Source organism: Anaerolineae bacterium, from assembly GCA_025062375.1.
Lineage (GTDB): Bacteria > Chloroflexota > Anaerolineae > SpSt-600 > SpSt-600 > SpSt-600.
This window is the reverse complement of the sequence record JANXAG010000004.1, coordinates 38,815-59,032: the sequence shown is the minus strand read 5'-3', so window position 1 is coordinate 59,032 and position 20,218 is coordinate 38,815. Positions and strand designations below refer to the sequence as shown.

The 20,218-nt window shown below is 51.1% G+C and carries 16 protein-coding genes and 1 other annotated feature; of the genes, 2 read left to right on the top strand and 14 right to left on the bottom strand.

Annotated features, from left to right (window positions below; all coding sequences use genetic code 11):
* Window positions 1-11: 11 nt before the first annotated feature.
* The 10 genes from NZ653_02120 to NZ653_02075 form a co-directional block, all read right to left on the bottom strand.
* Window positions 12-4,187, bottom strand: a complete 4,176-nt coding sequence (locus NZ653_02120) for a GAF domain-containing protein (protein ID MCS7285928.1) — start codon at window positions 4,185-4,187, stop codon at window positions 12-14.
* A gap of 131 nt (window positions 4,188-4,318) precedes the next feature.
* Window positions 4,319-5,266 (bottom strand): carbamate kinase, encoded by a 948-nt coding sequence (gene arcC / locus NZ653_02115; protein ID MCS7285927.1) that lies wholly within the window; start codon window positions 5,264-5,266, stop codon window positions 4,319-4,321.
* A gap of 24 nt (window positions 5,267-5,290) precedes the next feature.
* Window positions 5,291-6,331 carry an ornithine carbamoyltransferase gene (locus NZ653_02110; GenBank protein ID MCS7285926.1) on the bottom strand — a complete coding sequence of 347 codons (1,041 nt, stop codon included), beginning with the start codon at window positions 6,329-6,331 and terminating at the stop codon, window positions 5,291-5,293.
* A gap of 11 nt (window positions 6,332-6,342) precedes the next feature.
* Window positions 6,343-6,786 (bottom strand): MaoC/PaaZ C-terminal domain-containing protein, encoded by a 444-nt coding sequence (locus NZ653_02105; GenBank protein ID MCS7285925.1) that lies wholly within the window; start codon window positions 6,784-6,786, stop codon window positions 6,343-6,345.
* A 1-nt stretch (window position 6,787) separates the two neighbouring features.
* A complete protein-coding gene (locus NZ653_02100; protein MCS7285924.1) occupies window positions 6,788-8,104 on the bottom strand; it encodes a hypothetical protein in 1,317 nt (438 codons plus the stop codon).
* A 225-nt stretch (window positions 8,105-8,329) separates the two neighbouring features.
* A complete protein-coding gene (locus NZ653_02095) occupies window positions 8,330-9,010 on the bottom strand; it encodes a Uma2 family endonuclease (protein ID MCS7285923.1) in 681 nt (226 codons plus the stop codon).
* A 215-nt stretch (window positions 9,011-9,225) separates the two neighbouring features.
* On the bottom strand, window positions 9,226-12,408 hold the full coding sequence (ileS, locus tag NZ653_02090; GenBank protein ID MCS7285922.1) for an isoleucine--tRNA ligase: 3,183 nt from the start codon (window positions 12,406-12,408) through the stop codon (window positions 9,226-9,228).
* Between the two features lie 19 nt (window positions 12,409-12,427).
* A complete protein-coding gene (locus NZ653_02085) occupies window positions 12,428-12,859 on the bottom strand; it encodes a ribonuclease HI family protein (GenBank protein ID MCS7285921.1) in 432 nt (143 codons plus the stop codon).
* A gap of 41 nt (window positions 12,860-12,900) precedes the next feature.
* Window positions 12,901-13,156: a binding site (T-box leader), on the bottom strand.
* 96 nt (window positions 13,157-13,252) lie between these two features.
* Window positions 13,253-13,612, bottom strand: coding sequence for a hypothetical protein (locus tag NZ653_02080; GenBank protein ID MCS7285920.1), 360 nt, complete (start codon window positions 13,610-13,612; stop codon window positions 13,253-13,255).
* Between the two features lie 3 nt (window positions 13,613-13,615).
* The gene (locus NZ653_02075) at window positions 13,616-14,905 is read right to left on the bottom strand and encodes a cation:proton antiporter (protein ID MCS7285919.1); all 1,290 of its coding nucleotides are present in this window, start codon (window positions 14,903-14,905) and stop codon (window positions 13,616-13,618) included.
* Window positions 14,906-15,289: 384 nt separating this feature from the next.
* Here NZ653_02075 and NZ653_02070 point away from each other — a divergent pair, with 384 nt between their 5' ends.
* Entirely contained in the window at window positions 15,290-16,534 is a 1,245-nt protein-coding gene (locus tag NZ653_02070; protein MCS7285918.1) for an MFS transporter, read from the top strand.
* Here the strand turns inward: NZ653_02070 and NZ653_02065 are convergent.
* Complete coding sequence (locus NZ653_02065) at window positions 16,476-17,459, bottom strand: serine/threonine protein kinase (GenBank protein MCS7285917.1); 984 nt, start codon at window positions 17,457-17,459, stop codon at window positions 16,476-16,478. The two genes, NZ653_02070 and NZ653_02065, sit on opposite strands and share 59 nt — an antisense overlap.
* On the opposite strand from NZ653_02065, the gene NZ653_02060 reads away from it, so the two are divergent.
* The gene (locus NZ653_02060; GenBank protein MCS7285916.1) at window positions 17,422-18,114 is read left to right on the top strand and encodes an FHA domain-containing protein; all 693 of its coding nucleotides are present in this window, start codon (window positions 17,422-17,424) and stop codon (window positions 18,112-18,114) included. The genes NZ653_02065 and NZ653_02060 overlap by 38 nt on opposite strands.
* Here NZ653_02060 and NZ653_02055 read toward each other — a convergent pair.
* From NZ653_02055 to NZ653_02045, 3 genes are read right to left on the bottom strand one after another with little or no spacing between them, the layout of a single operon-like run.
* Window positions 18,104-18,343: a hypothetical protein gene (locus tag NZ653_02055; GenBank protein ID MCS7285915.1), complete on the bottom strand. Its 240-nt coding sequence runs from the start codon at window positions 18,341-18,343 to the stop codon at window positions 18,104-18,106. The two genes, NZ653_02060 and NZ653_02055, sit on opposite strands and share 11 nt — an antisense overlap.
* Window positions 18,344-18,348: 5 nt before the next feature.
* Window positions 18,349-18,768: an FHA domain-containing protein gene (locus NZ653_02050; GenBank protein ID MCS7285914.1), complete on the bottom strand. Its 420-nt coding sequence runs from the start codon at window positions 18,766-18,768 to the stop codon at window positions 18,349-18,351.
* Window positions 18,765-20,216, bottom strand: a complete 1,452-nt coding sequence (locus tag NZ653_02045; GenBank protein MCS7285913.1) for a VWA domain-containing protein — start codon at window positions 20,214-20,216, stop codon at window positions 18,765-18,767. The genes NZ653_02050 and NZ653_02045 overlap by 4 nt, the downstream gene beginning before the upstream one ends.
* Window positions 20,217-20,218: the final 2 nt, after the last annotated feature.

Below are 20,218 nucleotides of genomic sequence, written 5' to 3'. Positions count from 1 at the left end.
TCAACCTCTTCTCAGCAGACAGCATCTCGCCGTTTCCTGAGGGCCTTTTCTGTGACTTCCCTGAGCTGACTGATGCTGAAGGGCTTCATTAAATAGAGGGAACCGGTGGAGTGGAGGAAGGCTTCGGTGGCCGGGGTAAGGACATCACCAGTTATGAAAACGAAGCGGTCAGCAAGATGGGGCTTGCTAGCCTTGACCATATCATACAGGGCCATGCCGCTGAGCTTCGGCAAACGCACGTCTGAAATTATAAGGTCAAAATCTTGGTTTTCCAGGATTTTAAGGGCCTCTTCTCCATCCGCCACTGTATGCACCTCTATGCCTTCCCGCATCAAGAAAGTTTCCAGCACGATAGCTATAGCCTTTTCATCCTCCACCACCAGCGCTCGAGCGGAGGGCAATTTCTCCTCCAATTGCTTTAAAAGCTCTTCAGCCCACTTTTCCTCTTCCCCGGCCGTTAAAGGGATTTCCACAAAGAAGGTGACACCCGGTTCAGGAGTGTTATTGCGAGCCCAAATCCTCCCCCCGTGCTCTTTCACCAAATTGTAGGCAATGGTCAACCCCATTCCCGTTCCCTTCTCCTTCGTAGTGAAGAAGGGGTCAAAGATGCGAGACATATGCTCCTTGGGGATGCCAGGGCCGTCATCGCAAAATTCAATCCGGATGTAGTTTTCTGGAGTTAGAGAAGTTCTGACAATCAAAGTCCCACCCCTGTGGGCTTCATACATCGCCTGCTCAGCATTTATGATGATGTTGAGGAAAACCTGCTGAAGCTGTTGAGGGTCTGCCAGAGTTAATGGGAGGAAAGGCGCCAGCTCGGTTTTAGTTTCTATATTCTCCACTCGCATTTCGTAAGCTCTGAGAGATATGGTTTTGCGGATGAGTTCGTTTATATCGGTCATTTCCCTTTTCGGAGGACGCCTTCTAACAAAATCCAGCAGGTTCTGAACGATACTGGCGGCTCTGCGGGCTTCTTCTTCTATCCACTTAAGGCTTTCACGGGCACTTTCAGGCATGGAAGGGTCCAGGCTCAAAAGCTGAGCATGGGCCAGTACCGAAGTCAAAGGATTGTTGAGTTCATGGGCAACCCCGGAGATCAATTGGCCTATGGAAGCGAGCTTTTCGGCCTGGAAGAGGCGCTCTCTGAATTCTCTTTCGGCTGTGACATCCCTTATGGAGTGAACGAAGGAAACTATCTGTCCTTCTTGGTTAAAGACGGGGAACAAGCCAATGGAGAGGATTCGCTTGAGGTGTGGTTCTTCAATTTCTTCCGATACTGGCTTCTGGGTTGCTAACATTTTATTGAAAGGGCAATCCGGAGTAGGCTCCCTGGTTCCGTGGACGAGGGTATAGCATTTGAAACCTATTAGCTCTTCAGGTGAAGAGAATCCCAGAAGTTTGGCGGTAGCCTTGTTAGCCCTTAAGATAGTGAAATCATTGCTTGCAATAAATACAGCGTCGTTTATGGAGTTAAACGTAAGCTCCCATTCCTCGCTAAGGGAACGATAGCGGGCTTCTGATTCTTTAAGCTCGTAGGTCAAGCGGGCATTGTTTATGGCTACAGCTGCAGCAGACGCAAAAATTTCAAGCCGGCGAGCATCCTCATAGGAAAATTGCCCTGGGACGGTTCCATCCACGCAGAGGAATCCTATGGTCTCAGAGCCCAGTCGGATGGGTGCAGCCACGTAGGAACGCAGCCATTCAAAGCCGGGGATCTTAACCCACTCAGGCTCGGATTCGGTGTCGGGGATGAGGACAACCTGGCCTGTTTCCATCATGCGCCTCAAGTTGGGGTAAAGGGGTAAAATCAGCCCCTGCACCATCTCTGCTAACCCAAACTTCTCATATCCACGGGCGCGTATTACTTTAGCTTTATCTCCTTCCACAAACAGGATGTTAAAGGCATCGCCCTGGACTATGGAGCTAACTTGCTCCAGGATCAGGTCCAGGATGCTTTCAAGTTCAAGGGTTGAGCTCAGCCTTACAACGGCGCGGGAAAGGGCCTCGGCCAGAATACGGGATTTCTTTTCGGCCTGGAAAAGGCGGATATTTTCCAGGGCAATGCCCATGTAATCGGCCAGAGTCGTGAGGAGGCGGATGTCTTCAGGGCTGAAGGCGTCTTCTCTCTCGTCCTCAACGTTTAAAACGCCCGTAACCTCGCCCCTTACTTTGACTGGGATATCCACTTCGGAGCGGGTGTTAAGTTCTCTGGGCCCCGGTACAAAGCGAGGGTCTTTTGTCACATCCGGCACGTACAGAAGTTCACCGGAGCGGACAGCAGCAACTGTAAGGCCTTTCTCCCCATCCAGAGGAAGGGAGAAATCTCTTGAAAGTTCATAACCTTTAATGCCTCGAAGGCGGATGATGTTTTCCGTTCGGTCTACTTCTAAGTAAGCTACAGTTTTGAACCCCAGGGCCGAATAGGCAGCTTCCAGGACAGCCTGGATTACATAATCCTCATCCTGAGCCATAACCAATTCCCGGCCCAACTTGTGGATTATTTTCAGTTTCTCGGCTAAGGCTTTCTCAGAGGTTATATCCTGGCGCCCCAGGACTGCCCAGGGAGTTTCCGGAACAGGGGTAACGAAGGCCCGGTAAGCCTTTTCCCCCTCTTTTTCTTCCCACACAACCAATCTGTTTTCCCTGAAAGCTTCCTGCACTCTGGCCTCAATTTCTGAGCTTTTCAGAACATCGCGCCAAGGTTTCCCTATAACTTCTCCAAGGGTGAGTTTGTAATTTTCGAGTAGAGTTCTGTTAGCCGCCACTATCATCATGTCCTGGTTCAAGACCATTATTTCTAAAGGAAGGGCATCAGCGGAAGTTCGAAGCAGTTTCCTTTCTTCCCGCAATGATTGGTAGAGCCTGGCATTGTGAAGGACTATTGCTACCAGGGAAGCGACGGCTTCGAGAGTTGTAGCATCCTCAGGGGAAAAGGCTCCGGGCTGAGTATCCTGAAGGTCAATAGCTCCTATGGTTTTTCCTTTGAAGCTTATGGGAACGCATAATTCGGATTTCACCAGACCCAGGGGAACGGGCCCGGGTATATAGCGGGAGTCTTTTAAAACATCATTGCAGAGGGTAATTTCGTTGCGAGTTATGCTCCAGCCGATTATCCCCTGGGATAGGTGCTGACGGTATCCAGGCCCTGCCACCCGGGCAAGCTCCCCAGCGACAGCTCTCAAGACAGCTTCTTCTCCTTCCACCAGGAAGAGCAATACCCCATAATGGCCGAGCTTTTCCCAGATAATCTGAGTTATTTTCTGCAATATGTTTTCAATATCAGTGAGGATAATGGTGTGGCGGGCTATTTCGTTCAAAATTGAAAGCCTATTGGCCAATTTGACGATTTGGTCGTGAAGGAGGGCGTTGCGAAAAGTTAAAGCCAGATGAGAGGCTACTGTCATGAGCATTTCTACATCTTCCCAGGAGTAGGAGGCGGGGGTATAAGACTGGACCGATATAACCCCCATTACTTTGTCCTCAGCAATCATCGGGACCCCGAGGTAAGAGCGGGGGACCTTACCAGTTCCCCAGAGAGTAAAGGGATAAGGCTCTTTCTCCAGGTCTGCAATAAGCAGAGGGGCTGTATTTTTCAGGACGATCTGGGTAAGTCCTGGGGCCAGCTTCCGGCGCTCCCTGGGCTCCTTTATCCCTTCATCCACCCGAATTATAAAGTCCAGCTCTTCTGTTTCCGGGTAATACAGAGCGATATAGAAAGCATCCAGAGGGATGGCTTTGGCCAATTCTTTGTAGACAGCTTCAGCTATCTCTTCAAGGTGAAGTGAAGAGGAGGCTGCTCTGGCTACAGAAGCCAAGATGGGCAGATATTGAGCAGGCGGAGGAGACGGGGGAGCTTTCTCAAGAGTTAGAATTAAGGCTCTTAGTTCCCCGTTATCCCATACCAGGGAAGGGGTAACTAAAACGGAGATTTTCTTCCCGCTCGGGCATATAATGAAGGTTTTGAAGGCAAAGGTTGTTGGTGCGGTTCTTTTGGCCAGGGCTTCAATAGTCTTTTCGTCAAAATTTTTCACAAAAAAACTTATCGGTTTGCCCACCACTCCTTCAAGGGTAGATTCCAATATTTCCAGGGCCTTTCGGTTGGCGAAGGTTATCTCACCCTGAGGCGAGATGACCAATATGGCCGTCGCTATTCCGTCGAGCCAGGCTTGAATGGGCAGGTTCTTCATTAGAAATATCCTCTGCCTGTTTTGCGCTAATTATACTATAGTTTAGTAACAAAAGCAAAGGGTACCTCCTCGTCCGCTCAGGGTTGGAGGTTTGTGGGCAGGATTTGCTATTTTAATATGAATCAGTGTAATCAGGGGACGATGTGGGTGCCTGTTTCGCCCCTCAAGGCTCTGGTTATATTTTCAGGGCTGGTAATTATGGCTTTTCTCCCACCCTGCTCCAGGTAGTTAATTATGGCCTGTATCTTGGGGCCCATGCTCCCGGGTGGGAAGTGGCCTTCATCGTAATACCGCTTTGCTTCTTCAAGGGTTATTCTATCCAGCCAGACCTGATTGGGCTTTTTGTAATTCAGGGCTACTTTCTCCACAGCAGTGCTTATGAGGAAGAGGTCGGCTTTTATGCCAACGGCTAAGAGGCTCGAGGCCAGGTCTTTATCAATTACTGCTTCAACTCCCTTGAGGGTACCATCATCCAGTCTTATAACCGGTATACCCCCTCCGCCCACCGCTATAACCACAAAGCCCTGGTCCACGAGGTATTTTATGGCATCAAGTTCCACAATTTCCAGTGGATAGGGGGAAGGGACAACCCGCCTCCAGCCCCGACCAGCATCCTCCATTACATCCCAACCGTCCTCTTCTTTGCGCTTGAGGGCTTCTTCTTTGCTCATGAAAGGCCCAATGGGCTTTGAAGGGTTCTGGAAGGCGGGGTCGTTCCGGTCCACCACCACCTGAGTAACCACCGTTACGGCCTGTTTCTTCATCCCTTTCTTGAGGAAAGCGTTGTAGAGGCATTGCTGAAGCATGTAACCGATAGCTCCCTGAGTATCAGCTCCACAGGAGTCTAAAGGGACTGTATGGAGAACGTGACGAGCCAGTTCGGAGCGCAGCAGGATAAAGCCCACCTGCGGGCCATTGCCATGGGTTATGATCACATCCCATCCATCTTCTATCATCTCAGCTATATGCCAGGCTGTTTCACAAGCTGCAGCAAATTGGTCAGGAACGGTTTGATGCTGGGGGTCCTTTATAAGAGAGTTTCCCCCTATAGCTACAACTGCTAAGCCCTTTCTACCCATACTCTTATCCTCCTTGAAGGATTTTTACCAGTTAGCCATGGTCAGGACCATTATCGCCTTCTGGACGTGAAGGCGGTTTTCAGCCACGTCGTAGATGCAGGAACGAGGCCCACTGGCCACCCCATCGGTAACCTCATGTCCCCGGTCCACTGGCATGGGATGGGTGAATATAGCGTTGGCGGTGCGCTTCATTTTTTCTTCGTCGCATATCCATTCGGGGTAACGAAGCGCTTTCTCAATTTCTTCTTGTTTGTGGAAAACCCCATCCCGATAGGCCTGAGGGCTCATCCAGTGGCGGGAATAGACCACATGGGCTCCTTCATAGCCGGAGATGGGATCGTGGACGATTTCAAAGGTGGTGCCGTTGGCCCGACAGTTAGCTTTCACCTGTTCAATTACTTCGGGATCCAGGTCATAACCTTCGGGATAGGCAAGGGTTACATGCATACCGAAACGGGAGCCTATGAGGAGGGCTTCCTGAACTGAACACCAGGAGCGGGCCAGAGCCCCATGCCCCCAAACGACCAGGAGTTTCTTTCCGCGAATGGATTCGGGGTCCAGGGGTTTACCCACGCCGTTCCCCCACCACTCCATCCACCCCATTATATCAGCCAAGCCCTGGCAAGGGTGGAATTTGTCGTCGGCCATGTTGATGACGGGGATATCAGCGTAGCGGGCATATTCCCTTATCAGCTCATTACCAGCTCCATAATAAGGAACTTTGTCCTCTAAGATGCGGATGCCGAGGCCTACACCATATCGGCTCATAACTTTGGCGGCATCCTCAATGGTTTCGCCAGCGGTCTTTTCGGTCTTAAGGCGCATGGTTTCAGGCACGAGGTACTGGGCATGCCCCCCGAGTTCCGTTATGGCAGCTTCAAAGGATATACGGGTGCGAACTGAAGGGTTATAGAAAAGCATGAAGAAGGTTTTGCCCTTGAGGGCTTCGCTCCAGCGGGGAGAGAAGCGCTCCCTTTTCATTTTGGCCGCCAGGTCAAGGACAGCCCAGAGCTCTTCCAGGCTCCATTCCTGAGTGCAAATCAGATCCTTCCCGTAGAGATCCATGGCCAACCTCCTTAAGGTTTTCTCTTGACCAGAACAGTCCACTGGCCTTTCTGGACCACCTCGCCTCTCTGGTTAAGGAGAGCCACGTCAAAGACCACGACGCCTCCGAGGCCAGGCATGGCCCTTTTTCGGGCCACGGAGGCTTCCAGATAGACGGTGTCGCCAATCTTTATAGGAGCTTTGAATTTCCAGTCAAGGCTCAGGAAAGCTTCCACAGTGCCTTCCAGAAATCCAAGGCGGGAAGCAAGGCCTGAGGCGATGGCAAGGCCCAGAAGGCCGTGGGCTATTCTCTCGCCAAAGGGGGTGGATTTAGCGTATTCGACATCGGTATGGAGCTGGTTCCAGTCCCCTGAGAGAGCCGAGAACATAACAATATCTGCTTCGGTGACTGTGCGCCCCGGAGAGCGGACAGCCATCCCTTCAGTTATGTCTTCAAAGTAAAGGCCCCGGTTCATTTTATCCTCCTATGAAGATAAAAGGCAGAGCCAGAAGGAGCAGGAAACTCCACCCGGCATAGACTGGCATTGCTTGGGCGAAGGTTTTATGGGTTGCAGCAACCCAGTCTTTGCCCGCTTTAGCCTCGCGCCAGAGAAGGATTATTAGGAGAGCGGTGTTTATTGTATTCCAACCTATCACCGTAAGCCGGTTGGGGGTCAAGCCATCCCACCAGGTCCGGTAAATTATGGCCGAGAAAGCATACAGGCTCACAAGTATAGCCAGCGAAGTCAGGGTTATATGTCCATACTTCAGCCAGCGGCTTAACCTCTCAGAAAGCTCCACCCTTTCCACAGGGGTAGTCCAAAGGAGAAGCGCCACGACAGCAAAGAGCATGATGTTATAAACTACAAGAGCTTCGCGATTGTAGAAAGGCTCCATGAAGTTAAAGGGGATGAGGATGATATAGATGAGTAGAATCAGGATTGAGGGGAAGAGGAAAAAGCGGAGCAAAAGGGTGGTGAACCGGAATACAGCGGCGAAGCTTTGTTCCCTCAGGCGACGTAATGGCTCATAGACTGAGGCCACAGCAAGGACGGGAATGCAGCCTGCCCCGCCATAGAAAATCCGGAAAATGGGATCGGGAATATAAAGGCTAAGAGTGGAAAAGAGGCCCATGGAAATGCCCGTGAAAATCCCGAGGACTATGCCCATGAGTCCGCCCATAACCAGGGCTTCAAGGGATTTGGCCAGGAAAGCGAACCGGCTTTCCACATCGTATTGTTCCTTCAAAACGTAAAGGCCTATGGCAGCCCACGAAAGGAAAATGAGGTGGATTGCTCCCAGAGTAAGATATTGTTTCCAGAAGATTTCCTCCTTAATAAGGAAATCAGCCCAGTAAACCCAAAAGCTGATGAAAGCGAGGGCGACCAAAACCAGAGCGAGCCGTCTCGGAAATTGCCGGCGGTTGAAGAAAAGGTAAAGGAGGATGAAAGCGGCGGCTATCGGGGCCCAATAAATGATGAAGAGGGGTTGAAACTGACGAGCCATCAGCCGAAAATCACTTAACCACCAGAAGATAAGGCCATTGGGTATGGCCAGAAGCACAGCTAAGAACCAATGCAGAGGGGTCCGGCCAGGGACTGCGCCCACAACGGTTTCTTCCCTCAGCCGGTAATGCCAGGCAGCCAGGAGGAGGTTCTGGGGATAGGTGGAAAAGAGGCTTTCTATGGCTTCAGCGAAGAGCCCAGCCTCCCCGTTTTTCAGGGCTTGGCGGTAAATTTTCTCCAGGCCTTCAGGGTTGTCCAAATTACGGTAAATTTCTTCTTTGTAGTCCATTTTTCCTCCGCAGCGATTGTTTGCCTGTGCTCCAAAGAGGGCATCCCTTTAACGTTTCTCCAAGGCGACAAAGCGTGCCGCAAGCAAAGTGTAATAAAAAACCCTCAGGGGCAATTAGCAAATTGCTTGGCTTTGCCTGCAATAATACGGCCAACGGTTACCCCCGTCAAAAAATAAAACGGGCTTTCGCCACTTACCTCCAAACCCTGTTCGGTTCAATTTGTCTTATAAAATCCCCAACCCTTTAATAGCTTCCAGGATCGGGGGTAAACTCCACAGCCACTCTATCCTGAGCCAGAACCCTTCTATCACTCCACTTTCGTATCTTCCCTCGCTACCTTCCATCCTAAGCTGAAACCTCCCAGTGGACGATAGCTCCCAGAATTCAGCCTTCCTTTTTTCAGGATCAATGAGCCAGTATTCCCTTACCCCACCCTCCTGATACTCCCAGAACTTCTCACCCCTATCCCTCCTCTCACTCTCCGGAGAAACTATCTCCACCACCAAGTCCGCCGGACCCTCAAGATGGGTGCCCTTAAGCCTCCCAACATTCTCCCTCGCCACAAACAAAAGGTCAGGCTCCCTGCCCGACCTCGGAAGCTTCATCTGAAAAGGAGGGAGAAGAACTATTCCCAAGTTGCGAAATTCTACATATTGGCTCAGAAGAGTCCCTAAAAACCGAAGCAAATTCTGGTGCGAAGCGGAGGCAGGACTATACAGCACAACTTCCCCTTCCACCCACTCGGCCAGAGTGTCCTCATTAGCCCACTCCAGAAACTCCTCGTAAGCCATTCTTTTTTTCTCCGGCGGAAAAACCAGAAGCTCCACAAGCTCACGCTTAAGCTCATCCGTGAGGACACCCGGCTCCTTAAGTATCCTCAAAATCTCTTCCACTTGTCTATCCATGACTCCCCCGGCTATATTATACACTAACCGAAGGGGGCAGCAAAGGTGAACAAGTCCTTTAATAAAAACCCACGGGGTTTGGCACGGTTTCGGCCTCTGGCCTTTATTTATGGCGTTTTCAAAAACAACGAAATTAGATTTTACATAAAATACACAAAAGCAAAGGGGGTGGGAATGAAATGCACTCCCACCCCCTGAAGTCATAGGTGCGAAATTCAGCGGACCTGCTTTACTCCCAGGGTGATCTTCTCTTTGAGGCCCTTGTCTACCTCCAGTTCGAAAGTTGAAGTGTATGCTCCCTCTTCCGGTGCTCCTTCTATGAGTTCCAGGGAAAGGGTCTCCCTCTTTATGTAATCAGCGAAGAGAATGAGAACTTCCCGCAGCTCTGGTCCTGCTTGGTAGAAGGTGTAGATGCGATCCTCGATGCGGAAATCAGCCTCTTTGCGCATATTCTGGATGCGCCTCACCAGTTCTCTGGCCAGGCCTTCCCTCCGGAGCTGAGGGGTTATAGTCGTGGTGACAGCCACCAGGTAGCCAGCTTCAAAGGCCGAGGCATAACCTTCTTTGTCCACCAGCTCCACTGTAACTTCTTCTGGAGAAAGGGTGAAGGAGCCTTCAGGCAGTTCAATTTCTACCGGGAGACCCGCAAGGAGCCTGCGAGCTACCTGAGGATCGGTGATGGTTTGCAGGTGTTCTCTTACTCTGGGGTAGAGGCTGCCGAGTTTTTTGCCCAGAAGTTCAGGCACCGTGTCCAGTCGGTAGGAAGTAACCGTGGTCTCATCATCAATAAGCTCCACCTCTTTGACGTTAAGCTCGTCCTGGAGCTGATCTGCTATCCGCAGGACCCTGGCCTTTTCCTCTTCCGAGCGCACTTTGATCAGCACTTTTTCCAGAGGCTGGCGGACTTTAATGCGGGCCTTGTTGCGGGCTGCCAGCCCCAGGCTTGCCAGCCGCATTGCCAGACGAGTATCAACCATAAGGTCCTGCTCTATGAGGCTTTCATCAGCCACCGGATAGTCGCAGAGATGGACGCTTTCAGGCGCGGAAGGGTCAACATTCAGGACCAGGTTGCGGTAGATTTCCTCGGCTATGAAGGGAGTAAAAGGCGCCAGGAGTTTGGACAGGGTTACCAGGGTTTCATAAAGGGTATGATAGGCGGAGAGCTTGTCCTGGTCGGCTTCGCTCTTCCAGAAGCGGCGGCGGCTCCGCCGGATATACCAGTTGGAAAGATTGTCCACGAAGTCCTCTATAGGCCTGGCAGCCCCTGGTACGTCGTAACGTTCCATAGCTTCGGTAGTGTTCTTGACCAGGAGGTTCAATTCGGAAAGGATCCAGCGGTCCAGGGATGCTCTTTCGGCCGGAGGCACATAGTTTTCCCGTGGGTTGAAACCGTCTATGTTGGCATAGGTTACGAAGAAAGCATAGGAGTTCCAGAGGGTGAGCATGAATTTACTCACCACTTCACCCACTAGGGCCTGGGAGAAGCGGCGTTCCTGACCAGGCGGGGCAGCGGTGAAAAGATACCAGCGCACTGCATCAGCCCCATACTGGTTTATGACTGACCAAGGGTCAACTACGTTCCCTTTAGATTTGGACATCTTCTCGCCTTTCTCGTCCAGAATGAGGCCCAGGCAGATTACGTTTTTGAAGCAAAGGTTTTCAAAGAGCATGGTGGAGATAGCATGGAGGCTGTAGAACCAGCCTCGGGTCTGATCCACAGCTTCGCAGATGTAATCGGCCGGAAACTGATCCTCAAAGATTTCTTGGTTCTCAAAGGGATAATGCCATTGAGCCACAGGCATAGCTCCCGAATCAAACCAGCAGTCAATTACTTCGGGGACGCGGCGCTTCAGACCACCGCACCTTTCACAATGGAAAACCACCTGGTCCACATAAGGTCTGTGGGGATCCCAAGGGTCAGGCCAGGTGTAGCCGGAACTTTCCACTCTATCCCTAAGTTCTTTGTAGCTTCCGATAAAGGTCATATCCTCGCAACCTTCGCAAACCCAAATGGGCAGAGGTGTTCCCCAGTAGCGGTTCCGGCTCAAAGCCCAGTCAATGTTGTTCTCAAGCCAGTTGCCAAACCGACCGTCCCTTATGTGCTCTGGCACCCAGTTTATCTTCTTGTTAAGGGAAACCATAAGGTCACGGTAGCGGGTAGTCTGGATGAACCAGGTGGGGTGAGCATAGTAAAGCAGAGGTGTCCCGCACCGCCAGCAGAAGGGGTAAGTGTGAGTGTAAAGTTCCCGGCGGTAAAGGAGCCCTCTTTCCTCCAGGTCCTTAATGATGAGGGGGTCTGCCTCTTTCACGAAAAGGCCTTTCCAGGGAGTAACGGCTTCAACCATCCGACCGTCAGGATCTACGGTTTGAATTATAGGCAGGTCGTACTTCTGGCCCACTTCCAGGTCTTCGGCGCCGAAAGCGGGGGCGATATGGACTATGCCAGTTCCCTCTTCAATGTTGACAAAATCAGCCAGGAGCACGTAATGGGCATCTTTATCCAGGGGTAGGAAGGAGTAAAGGGGGATATAGTATTTTCTGGCCAGCTCCTGGGGATGGAATGTCCGGACAACACGGTATTCACCACGGATTACATCTCCCACAAGGGGTTTGGCCAGGATATAACGCTCGGTTTTCCCGTCCCTAACTTGTTCCACTGCAACATATTCTACTTCCGGATGAATGGCCAGAGCGGCGTTGCCCGGAAGGGTCCAGGGGGTTGTGGTCCAGGCCAGAAAATAAGTGCCCGGCTCATCTCTGAGGGGGAAGAGCACGTAGATAGATGGATCTTCTACCTCTTTGTAGCCCAGAGCCACCTCATGGTCGGAAAGGGGTGTCCCGCAGCGGGGGCAATAGGGCACGGATTTATAACCTTTGTAAATGAGGCCTTTGTCCCAGAATTGTTTCAAAATCCACCAGACCGATTCTATGAATTCGTTGCTCAAGGTTATGTAGGCGTTTTTCATGTCAATCCAGAAGCCGATGCGGTCAGTGAGCTCTTCCCACTCTTTCACATAGCGGAACACGCTTTCCTTACAGAGGCGGTTGAATTCGGCAATGCCGAACTCTTCTATTTGGCTCTTGGATGTGAAGCCGAGCTCTTTTTCAATTTCCAGCTCCACAGGAAGGCCATGGGTATCCCATCCTCCTTTCCTCAAGCAGTAATATCCTTTCATGGTTTTATAGCGGGGGAACAGATCCTTGAACACTCTGGCCAGGACGTGGTGGACTCCTGGAAGGCCATTGGCGGTAGGTGGTCCTTCGTAGAATACGTAGCGGGGGGCATCCTTGCGTTTTTCAAGGCTTTTTTCAAAGATTCCATGCTCCTTCCAAAAGCGCAGCACTTCTTCTTCCATCTGGGGAAGATTGACTTTTGGGGATACTTCTTTAAAAGCCATACCCACCTCCCTTTTGGATTTAATGTCCTAACTTTTTCTTGACCTGGGTTCTTGGAACTTTGACGAGCCTCCAGGCCTTAAAGCGGCCGAGGAGCCTGCGGACTTCATCCCGGAGCTCTTTTAGGTTTTGCTCCCGCGCTTTCCACAACCCCAAGACCTGATTTATGACCAGAGCACTGTCGCCCTGCACTTCCAGTGTGAATTCCTCAGGACTTCTGCCAGCTCCCTCTATAATGCTTATCAGTTCAGACAGTGCGGAAGCTAAGGCTCTGTATTCTGCCTCGTTGGAGGACATTTCCCCGAAAGTGAGACGATAAAACCTTTTCCGGCCTGTTTTAGTGATTATGGCATAGCTTCCGTAACCGGGGCCAGGATTTCCCTCGCTCCCTCCGTCAAAGATTATGGTGTAATGAGCTTCTCCTTCCCAATCCGGTTCTATTTTGAAAGTCAAGCTTCCTCCTCTTAGGTCCTGATAAACGAAAAGCTCCCGTCTTAAGGGACGGGAGCTTCTCACTCCCGCGGTACCACCCTTATTGGCTAAGGATAGCCCGCTCCTGAGGGGTACCTTCATACCCCCGCCGCTTATAACGGGCGGCGAATCCGGCCAGGTCTACTGACCAGGTTTGTTCCTGGCTTTCGGCTGGCAGCTCCGGAGGGATTTTCAGCAGGCCTCCCACACCCGGCTTCCACCTTCCCCGGGCTCTCTGAGCGGTACCTCCTGCCTACTCGTCTCCATCATCGCTTTTGTGTTTTTATTAATTATACCAGAAGAGCTCGAAAAAGCAAACCAGGCTAAGTTTTAATTCTTCGCCTTTTGGGAAAAGCGGGCCTGAGGGAAAACTTTTCAGCTCTTTTTCTTCAGTCCCCGCGCCATCAGAACCGGAAACACGAAGAAGAAGCCTGTTTCAGGTTCGTCAAGCGAACCTGTAATTTTTTCCGTCTCCTCTATCAATTTCTCCACATCAAAATCGTCTGGAACCACTGAAAAGATAGTCCGATGGGAAAAGGTCAGCTCTTCACACTCTAAAATTGAACGGATGGAAGGGATAAGGGGGACATCTTCTCTTCCAACCCAGGTCTTAAGAGAAGCCATCCCCATTGTATTCACCATGGTGAGGCTTGGTATCCCAAGGTTTTCCCAAGCCCGGATAACATCGTAAAGCCTGTCAAGCTTGGTCATGATAAGGACAACACATTTAGGCATAAATTATCCCTCCGAAGCAGGTTGTTCTTCTATTTTTCGCTTTCTGAAAGCCTCCTTTAAAAAGGCCGGCGGTTCAAAAGCTATCCGGAGCAGAATGGGCGTCAGGAGGACCGTGGTCAGGATCACGCCGATAACTGCCACGAAGTTGTTGGGCTCCATATAGCCCGCTGTAAGCCCTAAAGAGGCCAGGATTAAAGCCACTTCTCCCTGAGGCATCATCCCAATCCCCAGCTTAAAGGCTTCAGAAGGCGAAAAACCACCAGCCCAGGCGCCCAGGCCACACCCCAGAATTTTGGAAAGCATCACTCCCAGGGCAAGCGATAAATACAAAGCTGCTATTTGAGGTGAAAATCCCCGTGCATCAGCCCTTAATCCTATACTGATGAAGAACAAAGGTGTCAGAAAGCCGTAAGCTATAGGACGAAGTTTTTCCACTACAGAATGCCTTATGGGGGATGCTCCGAATCCCAAACCAGCGATGAAAGCTCCCGTGATGGCTGCCAGCCCTCCCCATTCCTCTGCTATTCCCGAGAAAAGAAAGAAAGTGACAAAGGCTAAAGAAGCAATGCTCTCACCCAGGGGCTGACGCTGAACCCATCTGGAGATAGCAGGGATGAGCCAGCGAGCCAGGAAAAAGGCCACAACTATGTAAAGCAATGCCCTTGCTAAAGAAAACACAACGCTGAAATTGTTGCCCGCCTGGACTATAAGGCTTGTAAAGACTGCCAGCCCGAGCAAAGCCAGTATGTCATCCACTACCGCTGCACCCAAAAGGCCCATACCTTCTCGAGTATTGAGCCTCTTTAGCTCCAGGAGAGTTTGGGCAGAAATGCCCACACTGGTAACGCTGAGGGTAAGCCCCAGATAAAGAGAGGGTATAAAGGGTTGACGGAACAGGTAAGCTATTACCGTCCCTGTGGTCATGGTGAGGAAGAAGCCCAGGGCTCCAGCTAAAAGGGCTACTTTTCTGGTTTTGAGGAATTCTTCCAGCTCAATTTCTATACCGGCTATTCCCATGAGAAGTATTACACCTAATTCGGCGAGAGCCATTATTATGGGGAAAAACTCTTCGTGGCTGAAGAAGGGCTGGTGAAGCACATTCAGCAAGCTTGGCCCAAGGATAATTCCGGCAAGAAGTTCTCCCAAGATGGCCGGAAGATGCAACCTTATGAAGAGCCAGCTCATTGCTTTAGCTGCAAAGAGAAAAAGGACCAAAAGGAAAAGAAAGGCCGCCAGATGCTCCATTTCATCTTCATCTCCTCTTTTTGGGGAAAGTATACCATGATTTTCCACTTCCTTCAACTTCCTGAAGCTCCCCTTTCTTCGGCCATTCCAGAACGTCTCGCCATCCAGCAGTGTGCCTCTATCAAGCTCAGGCACTGTTGTTCACAAGGTCGCTCTCAGATGCCCTTGATTTGCCCGCGCGACTCCTCAAGGGCAGTGCTTAACAAGGTCGGCAGCGGTGGACTTCTACTTTAGTGGGGACAGGCCTCCGGTCTTTCGATTGGTTCTTTTCCAAGTCAGGCAAGCGGGGAATAACAGCCGCCATAGTGCACTTCCCAGGACAAGATTAGTCTATGTTCGCCTGATTTTCGCTCTCAGATTCACCACCTTCGTGGAAAAAGACTTTGCCTGCCTTATCCGGGGTGTGGTATCATTAGCTGGAGGAACCAGGCCATGGTAGAAGCTCTTTCGCTTTTTAAAAATATCTCTTTTGCGCGACTTCTGGCTGCCCAGTTCCTCTCCCTTTCAGCAGTTTATGCGCTCAACCTGAATACGGTGGTTCTGGTAGAGCTTGAAACCCGCTCCAGCCTCCAAACAGGTGTTGTTATTTTAACTATAACGGTGCCTGGAACCATAGCCAGCCTGGTGGCTGGACCTCTTGTGGATAGGTTTAACCGACGAGTAACTCTGGTGCTTGCGCATCTGTTCAAGGGCACAGTAGCGGGGCTTTTCTTCCTGGCTCTGCGATTTTTAAAGGGATTCCCGCTTTTGCTTTCTGCCTATCTTGTTAATGTCTTTCTATCGGTTTTAAACCAGTTTATCTCCCCCGCAGAAGCAGCCCTCCTCCCGGCACTGGTCAGGCGCAGGGATCTCATCAGGGCCAACTCGGTTTTCCAGATCAGTTCTGTTGTAGCCCAGGGAACAGGTGCTCTCCTGCTGGGCCCTGTGCTCATAAAATTTCTGGGCCTTCAGAACGTCCCCCTCGTAGCCCTGGTCTTCTCAGTTATAGCTGCGATTAATGCTTTCCTTCTCCCTAAGGGGGCCCATGATCCTGTTACTGCGGCAAAGATGAATTTCTGGGAAGAACTAAAATATGGGTGGGAATGGATCGCTAAGGATAGGCTAACCAGAACCGCTGTCTTTCAGTTGAGCCTCACCACCCTCATAATGCTTTCTATCTCCACTCTCCTGCCCGGGTTTATCTACAGGACGATGGGGTGGGATGCTTCAAGATTTCCGCTTGTGGTGATACCTGTTGGGATAGGCTTTGTGGTGGGGTTACTTCTTTTGAACCGCTGTTCCCGCTTCCTGGTTCATGAGGATTGGATATGCTATGGCCTTCTGGGCCTTGGAGCCTCTATCTCGGCAATGGCCCTTTTTGGAGGAAAACTCCCTGGTTTCTTGAGCCTTTCGGCTATGGCCTGCGGGGCAGGGATGGCTCTGATTTTCGTGCCCGCTAAAACTCTACTTCAGGAAAGACCTCCCGCCAACTTGAGAGGAAGGGTTTTCTCCACTCAATATCTGGTGGTGAATATCTCTTCAATAGGGATCATGCTTTTCAGCGGAAGCATGGCTGACTTTCTGGGGATAAGGACCGTTATGTTTATGCTGGGTTTAGCGGCCCTGGGAGGGGGAATGATCAGAAGGAGAGGCTCAAAAAAAGAGCCACCAGAGTCAGAAGCAAAGCCAGAAGGATAAAGGGCCAGTTGGCTATAAGAGCATCAGCCCATTTCTCCTCCTTTTCTCCAGGCTCCCCTTTATATGGGCCCAGGAGGGCAGAGGCGAAAGTTCGCACATCAGGTGGGCGGTTATCAGGGTGGAGCTCCATAGCCCAAAGGATAGCTTTTTCCACGTGGGGTGAAACTGCAGGATTTATCTTCCGGGGTGGAATAAGGGATCCCGGCTTCAGGAAACGCATCTTAGCATCAGGGGGCGGCTGACCGGTAAGGAGATGGTAGAGGGTTGCCCCGAGCGAGTAAATGTCTGAGCGGGTATCCGTTGTGCCCGATTCCCCTGCGTATTGCTCAAGAGGAGTATAAGGTAAGGTTCCTCTCCCTTCCAGCACTGTTATGGTTCTCTCTTCATCGGAGTAAAGGAGCTTTACAAGGCCAAAATCCACAAGTTTAACAGTTCCTGCGGGAGTGAGTTTTATGTTAGAGGGTTTTATGTCCCGGTGAAGGATGGGTGGGCTCTGGTTATGGAGGTATTCCAGGGCAGAGCAAAGTTGCTCGGCCCATTTAAGCACTATCTCTTCATCCAGGAATTTGCCCGCTGCCCTTGCTTCGTTTACAATGGTTTTCAGGTCCTTACCAGGGACAAAATCCATAACAAGGTACTCTCTATCGCCCTCGGTGAAATAATCAGAAACTTTGGGGAGGTTGGGGTGGTCAAGGCGAGCCAGAACGCTGGCTTCCTGATAGAATTGACCTTTCAGTTCTTCTATGGCTTTCGGATCCTGAGCGAGGTGGGGAATTATTTCCTTGATGGCGCAAAAACGCCCTCTGAGAAGGAGGTCTTCGGCTCTATAAACCGAGCCCATCCCTCCTCTCCCGATCAGTTCCAATATTTTGTAACGGGAGCGTAAAATGGTTCCAGGGGTAAGGGGTTTGGCCAGCTCTAACATGTCCGAAGACTACGAACCTCCTGCCCATTGGGAAGGGCCAATTTTAATCTTAACGGAAGGGCCAGAACGGGGGAAACGCTGGGAATTAAAGCAGGAGGTGATAACTATAGGTCGCCACGAGTCCTGCGATATCCCCCTCTTTGACCGCCGGGTTTCACGCTTCCACGCTCGTATAACTCGCCAGGGAAAAGATTTCGTCCTGGAAGATCTGGGAAGCAAAAATGGCACCTTTGTCAACGGCATTCCCCTGTCCGCACCCCACACTTTGAGGGACGGCGATGAGATAGCTATAGCGTTTGCCTTCAAGCTTCTGTTCGTGGACGCTGGAGCAACTGCACCTGTTACCATTGAAAGCGAACCTCTTTTAAGGTTAGATAAAGTTTCCCGTAAAGTATGGGTAAAGGGTAAGGAATTAACCCCACCCCTTTCACCTCTTCAGTTTCGCCTTCTGGAACTTTTATACGATGCCTCAGGGCGTGTCGTTACGCGCGAAGAAATAGCCCAAACCCTCTGGCCAGAAGCCAGAGGTGGCATAACAGACCAGGCTATAGATGCCGTCGTCCACAGGCTTAGGGAGCGCCTGGCTTCCCTTGACCCCGATACAAAATTCATTGAAACGGTGAGGGGACACGGCTTCCGCCTCTCTATTCCCTGAAAAATTCCACCACTTCCTCTTCCACTGAAGGCAGAACTTCTATGACGCTTATCCTGTGCCAAGGAAATATGACTATATCTACATTGGCTTCCACGTACTCCACAGGTTTCCCATCCCTTCTGCGGACACCAGTACAGATAACGCAGTTATCTGATGGATCAGGCAGTTTTTCCATTTCCGCCATTATTGGTTCCTCCCCAACCAGGTGGATTACCACGGTATAGGCCATAGCTCTCACCCCTCCTCCAGATAAATTTTCAAGATTTCTCCTCCCAGGCGCAGCTCATCCCCTGAAGCGATGACTTGAGGGGCAAAGGGCAGAAGGCGGCTGTTATTGATGAAGGAGCCGTTATAACTGCCCAGGTCTTCAGCATAAACCCTTTTGCCCTGCCGAAAAAGGCGAAGGTGTCTTCTGGAAACCCCTTTTTCAAGCCCTCCCCTATCGGATAAATCAAGATGGGGCCTGAAACCCGCTGACGGGTCCGCTCTGCCGATGATTATCTCACTTTCTATTGGCAATTTTACCTCCCATCCTTCCGTCAGGGAAACTATCCTGACGCTGAGTTTCCCCCCGTGCATAAGGGGTTCACCGCATTCTTCGCAGAAAAGGGTATTGGGCAAATTCTCTGCTCCGCAGGCAGGGCAACGGATCATTTCTCCTCCGGGGGCTTTAGAGCTAAAAGCCTTGTGCCGTAGTAAAGCCTTTTGCGTCCCTCAGGCGAGAGGCCTCCCACTTCAGGAAGCATCTGGGCTTCCTTTCGGGCCAGGAGGGCCAGCTCTTTTTCCCCTATGCTTTCCAGGCGCCTGGCCAGGAGCAGGAGACTGCCGCTTGCTTTTGCCGTTTTCCCCGTTTTTATTTCCTGCCATGCCTTTTCCCTGAGCTTGAAAATAGCTACCTGCCCGGCTGCTGTGAGGATTTCATGGGGTATCGCCTGCTCTCCGGTTCCCTCCAGTATGGCGAGGAAAATCTCTCCACGGGCTGAGAATTCACCTTTTACATCCGTAAATTCCCACCTGAGGACGGAATGCTCTCCAACCGGGAGCGGTGGCACCACGAGCTCTGCCAGCAGGCGGATTGACCCACTGAAGGGGCCCAGGAAGAAGGGGCTATCGTCCACCGTCACCCTGCTCGTTTGAGGGTCCAGGCGGAACAAGCCTTTCAATGATACATGTGAGGTTTCAATTTTCCCGAAGAAGGAGGAAAGAGCCCTGGCTAAAGCTTCAACCCTCTCCTGAAAGGCTCTGGGTAACTCTTTAGGCCCAGGGATGTAAAGGCTCATTCCCCCACTTGCTTGGGCTATGGTTTCCAGAAGCTCTTCGTTCCAGGCCGTGCCAAGGCCAATGGTCGTTATTGATATCCCTCTGGCTTTAGCTTCTCTGGCAAGCCTTATACACTCTTCCTCATCGCCGTAAGTGTTACCGTCGGTAAGAAGGATCATGTGGTTTATGTTTTCCTTTGTTTTGCCAGCTCTGGAAAGCTCCGAAAGGCCGGCAGAAATACCGTAGGACATCTCCGTGCCCCCCTCGGCTTTCATTTTCTTCAGTAAAGAAAGGGCCTTCCTGGGGTCATATTGATGGGAGGCCGGCAGGACCACCGTTGCTCTATCGTTGAAGCTAACCACTGCTAAAGTGTCTTCTTTCTTCAAGTTTCGCAGGACCAGTTCAGCGGCTTTAACGGCACTTTCCAGCTTCGGTCCTTTCATGGAAGTGCTTGTATCTATGAGCAAACAGAGATTGATGGGCTTTGGCGGTACCACATGATTGCTTTCAGCGTGCAGGGTGAAAAGGACGTACCAGGCCTGAGCTTCGGACAACGGGGGCAAAGCCCTATGGCTTAGAAGAACTTCAACCCAGAAGATTCTTTCGGGGTAAAGGCCTTGAGATTTAAGCCATTCGTCGTAAACCTTACGGCGTTCGGGATCCCTGAGGACCTCATAGGCCTCCTGAAGCTGGCGAAAGAGGAAGGCGGTTTTAAAGGCCTTGAGGACATCAGGATGGTACTCCTTCACCAGACGCCTGTAAGCCCTCTCTATTTCTTCCTGAGAGGCGAAAGGTGATACTTCCAGTGTCTGGTAATAATCGGGCCTGAATCTTTCCGCCACTT